Annotated in this window: 12 protein-coding genes and 1 riboswitch; of the genes, 7 read left to right on the forward strand and 5 right to left on the reverse strand. The window is 42.1% G+C overall.

Annotated features, from left to right (window positions below):
• Positions 1-386: 386 nt before the first annotated feature.
• Both AC2VOY_RS01010 and AC2VOY_RS01015 read right to left on the reverse strand, forming a co-directional pair.
• Complete coding sequence (locus AC2VOY_RS01010) at positions 387-1220, reverse strand: CvfB family protein (RefSeq protein WP_491831781.1); 834 nt, start codon at positions 1218-1220, stop codon at positions 387-389.
• A 36-nt stretch (positions 1221-1256) separates the two neighbouring features.
• Positions 1257-1742, reverse strand: coding sequence for a DUF4442 domain-containing protein (locus AC2VOY_RS01015; protein ID WP_491831782.1), 486 nt, complete (start codon positions 1740-1742; stop codon positions 1257-1259).
• 363 nt (positions 1743-2105) lie between these two features.
• Between AC2VOY_RS01015 and AC2VOY_RS01020 the strand changes: the two genes are divergently transcribed.
• From AC2VOY_RS01020 to yiaY, 3 genes are all read left to right on the forward strand, one after another.
• On the forward strand, positions 2106-3158 hold the full coding sequence (locus tag AC2VOY_RS01020) for a 3-deoxy-7-phosphoheptulonate synthase (protein WP_491831783.1): 1053 nt from the start codon (positions 2106-2108) through the stop codon (positions 3156-3158).
• Between the two features lie 73 nt (positions 3159-3231).
• A complete protein-coding gene (locus AC2VOY_RS01025; protein WP_491831784.1) occupies positions 3232-3714 on the forward strand; it encodes a YajQ family cyclic di-GMP-binding protein in 483 nt (160 codons plus the stop codon).
• Positions 3715-4047: 333 nt separating this feature from the next.
• A complete protein-coding gene (gene yiaY / locus AC2VOY_RS01030) occupies positions 4048-5193 on the forward strand; it encodes an L-threonine dehydrogenase (RefSeq protein ID WP_491831785.1) in 1146 nt (381 codons plus the stop codon).
• An 86-nt stretch (positions 5194-5279) separates the two neighbouring features.
• Here the strand turns inward: yiaY and AC2VOY_RS01035 are convergent, their stop codons facing one another.
• Positions 5280-5936, reverse strand: a complete 657-nt coding sequence (locus AC2VOY_RS01035) for a hypothetical protein (protein WP_491831786.1) — start codon at positions 5934-5936, stop codon at positions 5280-5282.
• A gap of 448 nt (positions 5937-6384) precedes the next feature.
• Positions 6385-6518, forward strand: a riboswitch (glycine riboswitch).
• Positions 6519-6654: 136 nt separating this feature from the next.
• Here AC2VOY_RS01035 and AC2VOY_RS01040 point away from each other — a divergent pair.
• Complete coding sequence (locus AC2VOY_RS01040; protein WP_491831787.1) at positions 6655-8031, forward strand: alanine/glycine:cation symporter family protein; 1377 nt, start codon at positions 6655-6657, stop codon at positions 8029-8031.
• Between the two features lie 112 nt (positions 8032-8143).
• On the opposite strand, the gene AC2VOY_RS01045 is transcribed toward AC2VOY_RS01040, so the two are convergent.
• On the reverse strand, positions 8144-8782 hold the full coding sequence (locus tag AC2VOY_RS01045; protein ID WP_491831789.1) for a LysE family translocator: 639 nt from the start codon (positions 8780-8782) through the stop codon (positions 8144-8146).
• 113 nt (positions 8783-8895) lie between these two features.
• On the opposite strand from AC2VOY_RS01045, the gene AC2VOY_RS01050 reads away from it, so the two are divergent.
• The gene (locus AC2VOY_RS01050) at positions 8896-9549 is read left to right on the forward strand and encodes a hypothetical protein (RefSeq protein ID WP_491831790.1); all 654 of its coding nucleotides are present in this window, start codon (positions 8896-8898) and stop codon (positions 9547-9549) included.
• Positions 9550-9591: 42 nt separating this feature from the next.
• The gene (locus AC2VOY_RS01055; RefSeq protein WP_491831792.1) at positions 9592-11076 is read left to right on the forward strand and encodes a carboxypeptidase M32; all 1485 of its coding nucleotides are present in this window, start codon (positions 9592-9594) and stop codon (positions 11074-11076) included.
• Positions 11077-11143: 67 nt separating this feature from the next.
• On the opposite strand, the gene AC2VOY_RS01060 is transcribed toward AC2VOY_RS01055, so the two are convergent.
• On the reverse strand, positions 11144-12553 hold the full coding sequence (locus tag AC2VOY_RS01060; RefSeq protein WP_491831793.1) for an amidohydrolase: 1410 nt from the start codon (positions 12551-12553) through the stop codon (positions 11144-11146).
• A 214-nt stretch (positions 12554-12767) separates the two neighbouring features.
• Between AC2VOY_RS01060 and AC2VOY_RS01065 the strand changes: the two genes are divergently transcribed.
• Positions 12768-13862 carry an alkene reductase gene (locus AC2VOY_RS01065; protein WP_491831795.1) on the forward strand — a complete coding sequence of 365 codons (1095 nt, stop codon included), beginning with the start codon at positions 12768-12770 and terminating at the stop codon, positions 13860-13862.
• Positions 13863-13886: the final 24 nt, after the last annotated feature.

Here is a 13886-nt window from a genome sequence, read left to right on the forward strand (position 1 = left end):
TTGGTATCAAAAATGAGAAAAATCACTAATTAATTCCATACGTTACAGAATTTTCTGTGATTTATATCTCAATAATTTGCATTTTTGAGATCCTAAACTAAGCTTATTTATATCAAAGGCATTTATATTCCATGCTCTACGATTAGCTCTGACTCAAGGAGTGAGTCATTCCCCTCGGCTTATATCCCCCATGGTATAAGCCTTTTTTTTGTTCTTTTTTCTTCATAATTGACGCGATTACTGCGTTAATGCTTTCATTCACCCTAATCACATAGTCAACTGTGCTCATAGGGGTTCACTCAAGCCTTGCCTTATACTCACGCCAATTATCTTGAAAAATCCAACTTAGAATATAGATAATCTATGCGCCTAGGTTTAGAAATACCTTAGACTAGATAAATCCCATCTTTCTCAATACGGATCTTACCTTGCTTATATAAAACACCGATACTCTTTTTGAAAGTACCCTTACTGGTGCGAAAAACCGTAAAAATTGATTCAGGTGTAGACTTATCACTAAGCGGCAAGAAGCCACCTTTTTGCTCTAGCGTTGCAAGGATTTTCTCACTCAAGTCATCCATCTTGGCCACGCCAACTTTTTGCAGCGACAAGTTAATTCGACCATCTTCGCGTATTTCTTTTACATAGCCTTTTAAACGCTTGCCAACAAATAATTTACCGAAAACATCAGATTTAAAAATCATGCCCCAATGTTCTTCATTGACCACAGCTTTAAAGCCAAGATCACTACGCTCTGCGATGATAAGTTCAACTTGTTGGTTGATTTCATAGTTAGCTGGCGTTTTATCTAAAAACTTATTAAATTTCGTTGTGCCAACAATGCGCCCTGATGCCTTGTCTGAATAGACATAAACCAAGACTTGCATCCCATCACGCAGTGGCACACGTTGGTTTGAAAATGGTACTAAAAGATCTTTTTTCTCGATTCCCCAGTCCACAAATGCGCCGACATTGTTCACGCCAACCACATGCATGAGTCCCCATTGACCAACCCCTGCAATCACTTTTTCAGTTGTTGCAGTCAATTGATTGTCTGAATCAAAATACAAAAAGACATCTAATTCATCCCCAACTGAAACAGTTTCTGGTAAAAACTTATTTGAAAGCAAAACACTGCCATAGTCTTTTGCATCTAAAAACACACCAAAATCTGCTTCTTTAACAACTTGCAGGCGATTGAGTTGACCAATTTTAATCATGAGTTCTCTTATTTTTCATTATCCAATAATGCCGCATCATAGCACTTTAATCGATAAATCTAAAATAAAGCTTGCCATGATTTCATCTTGATTGAGGCTCGGGCAAAACACATCTACTTTGACTTTTTGATTGATTCGCTGCTTGTTTTGCTCAGCGCTTTGCAGCTGCTTATAAATCATTTCACCTTGGTTGCAAACAAAGACAACATCTGCTTCTGGGCGCATAAAAAACTCCCCCGTGACCCCCTTAAACGCGAGTGATATTTGTATTCCTAAATCATTGGCATATTGCATCGCTAAAAAGCCACCAGCAAGGTCTGCGCCAATTGCCAAGGCGCCAAAGTACATGCTATGTAAATGATTTTGAGTTTCACGAATCAGCGGCATTTTAATCTGGACTTGTGTTGCATCTAAGGCAATTATTTGTGGTTTGCAAAAGGCAATTAAGGGAATATATTTTTCTGCAAAAGCATTTAAATACAGGTTGGCTTGTTCAAGGTGGGCATTGTTTTCTTCTTTCATCCTTGTATCCTTCTTGGTGATTATCCGCTACATTTTTTATCAAAGACAAGATAGATATCTAAGACAAGATAGATATCTAAGACATATGGATAAGTCTAGCTCAAGTGACTGCATAAGATTGCCAGATCCAGTTAAGGCATTGCAAAATAAGCAAAATATAAACCTTATCTTGCATTTTTTGCGAGTTTTATCAAAAACTGTATTTATTCTTTAGTTAAATTCAGTTATCTTAGCCTCATACGGTGTAATAGTTAACTGATACACCAACTAAATTTAATCGCACACGCAGCTATTTTAATCATGTCGCTTGAACGCTTTTTGAACGACAACTGCGATGCAATAAAAATGAATAAGAAGTAGCAAATGACAATAAAAACTGATGAATTAAGAACTCAAGCGCTTGGTCCTATGCCCACTCCAAGCGAGTTGGCGCAAGCCTTTCCATTAACAGATGCGATGGCTCAGCATATTCAAGCGGCGCGCGCAGAAATTGAAGCGATTCTAACCGGTCAAGACAAACGCCTACTTGTGATTGTTGGCCCATGCTCGATTCATGATCCGAACGCTGCGCTTGATTATGCAAAACGTCTGCAAGTGTTACGTGAAAAAAATCAAGACAGCCTGTGCATCGTGATGCGTACCTATTTTGAAAAACCGCGTACCATTATTGGTTGGAAAGGACTTATCACAGATCCTAACCTAGACGGCAGTTATGCGCTTGAAGAAGGATTGCACAAAGCGCGCCAATTGCTGGTTGAAGTCAATAACCTTGGAATGCCGACGGCGACTGAATTTTTAGATATGATCACCGGCCAGTATATTAGTGATTTAATCAGCTGGGGCGCAATTGGTGCGCGTACCACCGAGTCACAAATTCACCGTGAAATGGCATCGGCGCTCTCTTGCCCTGTCGGGTTTAAAAACGGCACCAATGGCAGTATCAAAATTGCCTGTGACGCGGTTCGCGCCGCCCATGCACAACATTATTTTTACTCACCAGATAAAGCAGGCCGCATGACGGTTTACCGCACTCAAGGCAACCCGTATGGGCATGTGATCTTACGTGGTGGCGACTCTGGTACCAACTATGATTCAACTTCGATCTCAGAGGCCGCAAAGCAACTCGAGCATGTCGGCTTAACGCCACGTCTTGTGGTTGACTTTAGCCATGCCAACTGTCAAAAGCAGCACCGCAAGCAACTTGACGTAGCTGAAAATATTTGTGAGCAAATCCGCCAAGGCAGCCAGCACATAGCCGGCATCATGGCTGAGAGTTTTATCGAAGAAGGTAACCAACCCATGACAGATCTTGATGCTCTAACTTATGGCAAGTCGATCACTGATCCTTGTTTAGGTTGGGAAGATACGCAAAGCTTGATCGAAATGCTTTCGCAAACCATGCGCAGCGTTTTATAAGTCAGACTGTAAGCAGAACATTTCGTATCTTTATGATAAAATAGCGCAAAATTAAACAAAATAGGAAAATCTCATGCCACAATTTGATATTGTTTCTGAAGTTGATTTGGTTGAAGTACGCCATGCAACAGAAAATGCGAACCGCGAACTGGCAACACGCTTTGACTTTCGCGGCGTGGAAGCAAGCTTTGAATTTCAAAAAGAAATCGTCAAACTAAAAGCAGAAGCTGAGCCTCAACTGCGTCAAATGGCAACCATGCTTCGCGGCTCACTGGCACGCCATAATGTGGATGCGCAAGCGATGCAAACCAAAGATGTGCAATACTCTGGTAAAACTTGCTCACAAGAAGCACATTTTCAGCAAGGTGTCGACGCAGCAACAGCGAAGAAAATCGTCAAACTAATCAAAGACTCTAAGCTAAAAGTTCAAGCTTCGATTCAAGGCGAAAAGATCCGCGTGCAAGGTAAAAAGCGCGATGACTTGCAACAAGTGATGGCGCTGGTGCGTGGCGCAGAACTTGGCTTGCCATTCCAGTTTGAGAACTTCAGAGACTAATTCTCGCTTTAAAACGCAAATCTATGCCAAGGTTTACGGATGGGGAGATACCCTTTTATCTGACCTTGGCATTTTTGTATCGACCATTCTTCGACAACATTTTCTCCCCCTCAGCTTGTTAGCCCTACTCCTCTTTCACCTCACATTTAAGCTGTAAAAATTTGCGCAAACCTTTGCTATTTTTCCCCACTCCAGAATCCATTTAAAAGCCAATAGATTTAACAAAACACAGTGCAAAACTTTGAGATAAATCAATATCTCCACCCCTTTAGAGGCATATGATGAATTTAGTTTATACCTCAAAAGAATTATAAATCTCTAGGGAGAAAGCAAATGAGCGCATTTTTTATTCCACAAGTGAACCTAATGGGTACGGATTGTTTAGACGAAGCCATGACACATATTCAAGGCTATGGGTTTAAAAAAGCTTTGATCGTTACTGATAAAGTTTTAAACCAAATTGGGATGGTGTCTCAAGTCGCAAACAAACTTAAAGCAAGCCAAGTTGAAGCTATTATCTATGATGGTACACAGCCAAACCCAACCACAAAAAACGTGGCAGAAGGTCTTGAACTGCTTAATCAAAATCAATGTGACTTTGTTATCTCTTTAGGCGGCGGCTCGCCACACGACTGCGCCAAAGGGATTGCTCTAGTTGCCGCAAACGGCGGCCATATTTCTGATTATGAAGGCCTTGATCAATCACCAAAACCACAAATGCCTGTGGTTGCAATCAACACCACAGCCGGCACAGCTTCTGAAATGACACGTTTTTGCATCATTACAGATGAAGAGCGTCACATCAAAATGGCGATAGTAGATAAAAACACAACGCCTATTTTATCTGTCAATGACCCAAAACTAATGTTAGCCATGCCTGCATCCCTCACAGCAGCAACAGGTATGGACGCATTGACTCACGCGGTTGAAGCTTATGTCTCAAGCGCAGCAACGCCAGTGACTGACTGTACGGCAATTAAAGCGATTGAAATTATCCGCGATAACCTACGCAAAGTGGTCGCAAATGGTGAAGATCTAGAAGCACGTGAGCAAATGGCCTATGCACAATTTTTAGCTGGCATGGCATTTAATAACGCATCCCTTGGTTATGTACACGCCATGGCGCACCAACTTGGCGGTTTTTATGACTTACCACACGGTGTGTGTAATGCCGTCTTGTTGCCACATGTTCAGCGTTATAACGCGCAAGTTTGCCCTGAACGTCTACGCGATGTGGCGCAAGCCCTTGGCGCGGATGTGAGCGCCCTAACACCTGAGCAAGGCGCAGATAAAGCGATTGAATTGATTCAAACTTTATCTCAGGATGTGAATATTCCTGCGGGCTTAACTGACTTAGGCGTAAAAAAAGAAGACTTTGATACGCTTGCAGATAACGCATTAAAAGATGCATGTGGGTTTACAAACCCAAAACAAGCGACGCATGAAGAAATTGTGGCTATCTTTGCTGCTGCAATGTAATAAGATAAAGGCGTAATAAAACAAAGGCTCTCGATCTGATTTAAGATTTGAGAGCCTTTGTCATCGGTAAATTCTAAATATAAAATTTATAACGCCTGCATCTGCTCTTTAAGGCGTTGCATTAGCTGATTTTTCTCAATGATTTTATTTTTGATTTTTTCAGCTTCGATTGAGCCTGCTTTGACTTTGGCGCATGCATCAGAATTTGCATCCCATGAATTGCCATCTTGAAACTCTTGGCACTCTTTGGCAAGCTCTTGCAGACGTTTGGTTAAACGTGTTTGAGTTTCAGATAATTGCTTCACTTCTGCTTGAATTTTGGCTTGCTCAGCAAGTAGCTCTTTTGAGTTTTCAATCAATTGGGCTTTATTTTTTTGCGTCTGGACGATCTTCACCTCAGCTACTTCTGCTGCCTTGACTGCTTTTTTCGTCACTTCTTTTTGTTTGGTTAATGTTTTTTGCGCCGTTTTTGCTTTCGTAGAAAGTGCTTCAATTTTTGCATTAAGCGCTATCAATTCTTCATTATGCTGTTGCTCAAGCGACACTAAATTTTGATAATCAGTGGAAAGCTGTTTATTTTCAGTTTTTAATGCGTCGTTTTCTTGTGAGAGTTGCGTCAATTGGGCTTGGGACTGTGCATTTAATTCGCTTAGATGATTTTGTGTCCAGGCATAATGCCCACCAACGCCACATAATGCGCCAAGAATAAACGTGACTAACAGCCTAGTTTTAATTTGTGTCATGAAATGCCGATCTCTTGAATATGTATGAACACATATATTTTAACGAAATAACTCCAAAATAACTATGCTTAATAAATACAAAACAAATAAACCTAAGCCAAAGAGGACTAAGGACTTTTTTTGTTTCTTAGTGGTCGAAAAACGTACTAAGAAATAACAAACAATACAGAGTAAAACGATAACAAAAATATGAACCATAACCTATCCACCCTATTCAAAACCAATCTAAGAGTCATAAGCATATCAGTTTTTGAGCAAAAAACATTAAAGCATCTAAAAAGGCGTGACACATCTCGTTGATTTCGTTATTATCTGCGCGCTTGTTGATTTATTTTAGTCAACAAACAAATTATCCGTTGAAGGCAGCTGGAGAGTGGCGAACACCGCCCACCGAAGAAGTAAATCTTTCAGGTGATAAGAATTAAATTTCTTATTAAGGACTGTTGCTGGAGGAAACTCTGGAGAGAGTCAAGTATGTTTAAGCATATATTGACCGCCGAAGGAGCAAGTCTCATTGACACTTCATCTTTGATGTTAGTGACATGAGATCAAACTCTCAGGCAAAAGGACAGAGATGCAAAGGCTGTATTGCGCTGTCTATCCCTTGATGTTTTGACAGCAAATTTTTAAGAATAATTGTTTGACCATATAATGTTCTTCCCCCTGCGCACTCTTCCTTTTCATTTATCGTTTATTTTTCGATTCATGTTAGGATGTTATGAATACTTTTCACGAAATACTTAATCAAATCAATGGCCTTGTTTGGGGCTTACCACTTCTTATTCTACTCGTTGGTACTGGTGTTTATTTCACCATTAGGCTGCAAATTCAGCGCCACCTTTTCTATGCCTTGAAACTAGTCTTTAGTAAACCACAAAAAGATGCCAAAGCTGGTGATATCTCAAGCTTTGCAGCGCTGTGTGTAGCTCTGTCTGCAACGATCGGAACGGGTAATATTGTCGGCGTTGCCACTGCGATTGCCATTGGCGGTCCTGGCGCACTGTTTTGGATGTGGGTCGCAGCCTTTGTCGGCATGGCAACTAAATATTCAGAATGTTTATTAGCGGTTAAATATCGCCGCAAAGATAGCAAAGGACAGATGGTTGGCGGGCCAATGTACTACCTTGAACATGGCGCAGGCTCTAAATTCTTAGCCAAGATGTTTGCCGTGTTTGCCATCTTGGTGGCTTGCCTTGGGATCGGCACTTTTGCCCAAGTCAATGCGATTGTCGATGCCAGCGCCCTTGCGTTTGACGCGCCAAAAATTCTTACCGCAGCAGCCTTAACCCTATTAGTGGCAGTGATCACTTTAGGCGGCGTACAAAGCATCGCTAAAGTCGTACAAAAAATCGTTCCAAGCATGGCGCTTTTATACATTGTGACGTGTTTTTGTTTGCTTATTTTAAACTATGACAAAATTGGCGCAGCTTTTGAGCTGATTATCCACTCAGCCTTTAATCCAACCGCAGCATCTGGCGGTTTCTTAGGTGCGACCATGATGCTTGCGTTAAAATCAGGGATTGCGCGTGGCGTTTTCTCTAATGAAGCTGGTCTTGGAAGCGCGCCGATTGCAGCCGCAGCAGCGCAAACCAACTCAAGTGCGCGCCAAGGCTTAATTGCGATGACAGGCACCTTCTTTGATACGCTTGTGATCTGCACCATGACAGGTTTAACCTTAGTCATTACCCAAGTTTGGCAAGGGGATGCGCAAGGCGCGGCGATGACAACCGCAGGTTTTGCCCAAGGCTTAAACGCGCCATTTCTTGGGCCTTTGATTGTCTCAATTGGCCTCATCTTCTTTGCCTTTACAACCATTCTAGGTTGGAACTATTATGGCGAGCGCTGCATGGTGTATTTGTTTGATAACAAAGCCTATGGCAAAACAGCGATTTATAGCTATAAAATTATCTTTATTTGTTTAGTAGCCGCTGGCGCCTTCCTAAAACTTGAGCTTATTTGGACGCTAGCTGACATAGTGAATGGCTTGATGGCAGTGCCAAACTTAATTGGCTTGGTTCTCCTTCGTCGTGAAATCATTCTTGAAACCCAAAACTACTTTCAAGAATTAAAACAAAAGAAGCTTGCAAATGCGTAACACGGCTTAAAAGCTAAATCCGATATACAAAAAAATACCCAAGCTTGTTCACCTGTTAAGGCGCACCCTTGGGTATTTTTATATCTATGCTTTTAAACTTAGTTCGATCTGATTATCGAGTCAGCGCTAATTTCACGCCTAAAATCACTAGCACAGCACCGGTTGTGCCTTCCATCCAACGCATGGCTTTGCCATTGGCTAAAAAGTTTTTCGCCACATTTAACATCGCCGCAAGGCCGCATTGCCACACCATAGCAATCACAAAGTGAATCGACGCCATCAACATAGATTGGCTCATTGCAGAATGCTCAGGATTAATAAACTGAGGTAAAAACGCCAAATAAAACACAGCTGTTTTCGGGTTTAATACATTGGATAAAAAACCTTCCTTAAACGAACGAACGGTATTTAACTCATGACTCTGCGCCTCTTTAACTTCAATTGCGCCGCCTTTTTGCTTATATAAAGCAATTAAACTCGTTACCCCAAGATAAATTAAATACCCAGCGCCAATAAGTTTCACCACCATAAACAGTTGCGCAGATTGGACTAAAATCGCCGAGATCCCAACCGCTGATAAAAATGCGTGAATAAACAAACCGCAACAAATTCCAAGGCTTGTGATCGAACCATCCCAAGTGCCACCACGTGTGGTATTGCGCAGCACCAGCGCTGTATCAAGTCCAGGGGTTAAGGTCAATATAGTGATCGCAACTAAGAATGCGCCCATATTTAAAATATAAAAGTCCATATGCCACTCAAAAGATAAAATTAATTATTCCTTATCATAGCCCCAATACTATTAATTTTGCTATGATTTTCTTTCAGTAAAATAACAATAGTCACACAAGGGATCAAAGACTTATGTTTAGCCACCAAACACTGAAAACGCGTCACCGCGCCGAGCGAGAAAATTATCCAGAGAATTTATCGATGCGAGTGCACCGCGCATTAAGTTGGCTGGATAAATCTGAGCAATCAAATGATGATGATTCTAAATTTTTATTCCTCTGGATTTCATTTAACGCAGCCTATGCACAAGAGTTTGATGAAAAACACAACTTTGCTGAGAGCCAATTATTTAAACACTTTCTATCTAAGCTAATTCATTTGGACCAAAACAAATATTTTGATCAAATTGTCTGGCAACATTATTCAGGCGCAATCCGAATGATCTTAGATAATGAGTTTATCCTTAAAGACTATTGGGATTACCAACGCGACCAAATCAACGAAGATGCATGGAAACATGCCCGCAGCCAAGCTAAGATTGCAGCCAACACAGCACTAGGGCAAAATAACACTCTCTCTGTATTAACGATTGTCTTCTCTCGTTTATATGTTCTGCGCAACCAACTGATTCATGGCGGCGCAACCTATGCTAGCTCCGCCAATCGCAATCAACTACGAGATTGCACCAGCATTTTGGAAACATTGGTTCCTGCAATGATAAGCATTATGATGGATCACCCAAACACACTTTGGGGCGAGCCGATTTACCCTATGGTAAAAAGCTAATACCATCCGTACAAACTATGGACCACAAACATAAGGACAGCTATGTCAGCCTATCAAGATTTAAGCAAACATTTTAAAACCATCTCCCATTTTGAGCACCTTGGCGCAATCACAGGCTGGGATCAAGCGACCATGATGCCAAATGGCGGCAATGACGCGCGCAGCCAAGCCCTTGCGACTCTTGCCCTACATGTGCATAAACTTAGCACTGCGCCAGAGCTTGGTGAATTATTTGCTAAAGCGCAAGATGAAGACTTAAACAGCGTTGAAAATGCAAGCCTTTTTGAAATGCAGCGCACTTGGCAGCAAGCAACGGTTGTCCCTGAAACCCTTGTCGAAGCAAAATCTCTTGCCGGCTCGAAGTGCGAACATGCTTGGCGTACTCAGCGCGCTGAAAATGACTGGCAAGGTTTCTTAAAAAACTGGCAAGAAGTAGTGGCACTGTCACAAGAAGAAGCGCAAATTCGAGCCGATCTTGCCCAATGCAGCCCGTATGATGCCATGATGAACTTATATGAGCCGGGCATGCAAAGCGCGCAAATTGATAGCATCTTTCAGCCGTTAAAAGAAAGCTTGCCTAGCCTTATCCAAGAGATCAGCGCCAAACAAGCCACAAGCCGCCCTTATTTACCAGTGCAAACATATTCCATTGAAGCGCAAAAGGCTCTTGGCCTTGAAGTGATGAAGTTGCTTGAATTTAACTTTGATAATGGGCGCTTGGATGTGAGTTCACACCCATTTTGCGGCGGCGTGCCAACCGATGTGCGTTTAACCACACGTTATGATGAGTCAGACTTTGAAAAAGCGCTGATGGGGATCATCCATGAAACCGGCCACGCACGTTATGAGCAAGGCTTACCGTCAGAGTTGGCAGGATTACCTGTTGGGCAAGCCCGCTCAATGGGGATCCATGAGTCTCAATCACTCTTTTGTGAGATGCAACTTGGCCGCAGCCCTGAGTTTATCCAATTGCTTGCGCCAAAGCTACTGAAGCATTTCCCCGATGCCGATCCAAAGATCTTTGACATTGAAAACCTTAACAAGCTTTACAACAAGGTTGAGCCGGGCTTTATTCGCGTCGATGCGGATGAAGTCACCTATCCAATGCATGTAATTTTACGTTATGAAATCGAACGTGATTTGATGAATAAGAAAATTACGCCAGCCGATGTGCCGGAGCTTTGGGAGCAAAAAATGCAGCAGTATCTAAACCTTTCCACCAAGGGGAATTATCGTGACGGCTGCATGCAGGATATCCACTGGACAGACGGAAGTTTTGGTTATTTCCCAAGTTATACCCTTGGCGCTATGTATGCGGCGCAATTTATGGCAGCAATGAAGCAAACCTTGGATGTAAACGCTGTGATAAAAAGCGGAACATTAACCCCGATTTTTGATTGGCTAGGGGAAAAGGTTTGGCAGCAGGCAAGTCTATATTCAACCAATGATTTAGTTACGAAGGCAACCGGTGAGGCGCTCAATCCTGAGTATTTTAAAGCCCACCTCATTGCGCGTTATCTAGGCTAATTTGACAGCTTCCTAAACGCAAACGAACGCCCAATACAACTTGTCATTGGGCGTTAAATAAAATTATTTATAAAATTTCTTCGCCAGAATCGAGCACGGTTTCTCGTACTTTTTTTGTAAATTCAATCGCCTCATTACGAATCGCATCTTCATCAACAGTTAGCATCTTACGTTCTTGCATCAGAATCTTACCATCCACAATGGTGGTACGCACATTGCCAGCATTGGCTGAATACACCAAAGCAGAATATGGGTTATAAATAGGCACCATATTCGGCGCTTTCGTATCAATAATGATAATATCCGCTAGTTTACCGGCTTCAAGTGAGCCAATCTTATCTTCCATATGCAATGCACGCGCACCACCCATTGTCGCCATATCAATAACTTTCATCGGTGGCATCGCTGCGCGATCGTTATTGACTAGCTTATGTACTTTTGCCACTTGATTAAACTCATCGATAATACTAAGAGAATTCCCTGACATAGGGCCATCCGTCCCTAACCCTATACGTACGCCTTGATCATACATTTTCAATGCTGGAGAGACGCCTTTGGCTGACTTAATGTTTGCGCTCATGTTATGTGCTACACCCATATCGGATTTTTTAACTCGTTCAATATCCTTGTCATCGACTAATATCATATGTGCGCCAATCAGCTTATTATTTAATGCTCCGATACTATCCATGTAGGCAACCGGTGATAAACCATCTGCGCGTTTGGCGATATCTTCTTCTTCACGATGTGACTCAGCAAGGTGGATCATCACTGGCACGTCCTGTTCAACTGAAAGCTTAGCTACTTTTTGTAAGGTTTCTGTCGTGTTGGTATAAGGTGCATGCGGAGCAAAAGCTGGTGTGATTCGAGGGTGATCTTTATATTCTTCAATAAAATTAAGCGCATATTGAATGCCTTCATCAGCATTTTTTGCATCTGCTACGGGAAATTTAATTACGCTTTCCCCTAAAATGGCACGCATTCCAATCTTATCGACAGTTTTAGCCACTTCATCTTCAAAATAATACATATCGGCATAAGTCGTTACACCACCTTTCACCATCTCGACATTTCCAAGGTTTGCCCCAATTCGAACCATATCCCGTGAGACCAATTTAGATTCTAATGGGAAAATATAACGATGTAAGCGATCAGGCACATCATCGCCTAAAGAGCGAAACACTGTCATTGAAACATGGGTATGTGTATTGATCAGACCCGGCATGACAATATCACCATCAACATCTAAGACTTTCTTCGCCTGATATTGTTTTTCCAATGCTTTATCACCGACAGCGACAATTTTATTGTCTTTTATCACCACTGTGCCTTCCTCATAAATATGCTTATCTTTATCCATCGTCAGCACTAAAGCATCCGTGATCATTAAATCTACGTTTTCAATTGCAAAAGCAGAGGAAGTAAATAAACCAAGGCTTGAAATTGCCGCAGCCAGTAAAGTGTTCTTAAAGCGCATAAACAGTCCTTATTTAAATGTATTTAAATCACAGTCTTGATTCGAGGATAGCATAAAACTGAACACGAGAGACAAACTCACTTCTTGTTAAAAAATCATAACGTTTCATTATCAAGATCATTAAATTTCATCATTAGACCTAATTTTTAAGATTGGATAAACTAAGCTCAATTCCACGACTCACAATTGTACGATTTACTAGAGCGAGAAACTTATGAGCAAAAATTTATTTACGCCGATTAAACTTGGTCAACGTGAACTTTCTAACCGCATCGTGATGCCGCCAATGACGCGCTCACGTGCAAGCAACCCTGAAAAAGCAGCAACAGATATCATGGCGACTTACTACGCACAACGTGCAAGCGCTGGCCTGATTGTGGCAGAAGGCACCCAAATCAGTGAAATGGGTCAAGGTTATGCGTGGACACCGGGCATCTATAGCCCTGCGCAAATCGCAGGTTGGAAAAAAGTAACGGACGCCGTGCATCAAGAAAATGGCGTGATCTTTGCTCAGCTTTGGCACGTTGGTCGCGTCACCCACCCTGACAACATTGGTGGCAAGCAGCCTATTTCATCATCAAGCATTCAAGCAAAAGGTGTCAACGTCTTTGTTGATAACAATGGCGTGACTGATTTCGTGCAAACTGCGCTGCCACGTGAAATGACCCATGACGATATCAAACAAGTGCTTGGCGAATATCATCAAGCGGCGAAAAATGCCATCGAAGCAGGCTTTGATGGGGTTGAACTGCACGCTGCCAATGGCTATTTAGTCAATCAATTTATTGACTCAGAGGCAAATAACCGTACCGACGAATATGGCGGCTGCCTTGAAAACCGCTTACGTTTTTTAAACGAAGTGGTTGCAACCCTAGTTGACGCTGTGGGCGCAGACAAAGTTGGTGTACGTTTAGCGCCATTTACCACACTTAACGGCACAGTGGATGCGACGCCACTCGAAACTTATGTTGGCGCAGCCAAAGCCTTGAATAAACACAATATTGCTTACCTGCATATTGCAGAAGTCGATTGGGAAGATGCGCCAGATACGCCCGTTGAATTTAAGCAACAAGTGCGTGAGTCATTTGATAATGTTTTAATTTACGCAGGTAAATATGACGCAGAAAAAGCCCAAGCCGCACTTGATGCAAACTATGCAGATATGATTGGCTTTGGTCGTCCGTTTGTGGCAAATCCAGACTTACCTAGTCGTATTCAAAATGGTTATCCGCTTGCTGCGCACGATCCTGACACCCTATTCGGCGGTCAAGAAAAAGGTTTGATTGATTACCCTGTGTATCAAAAATAACCACAGTTTTTGCAATATTTATTT

It is taken from the genome of Vibrio sp. KMM 9700 (assembly GCF_058545285.1).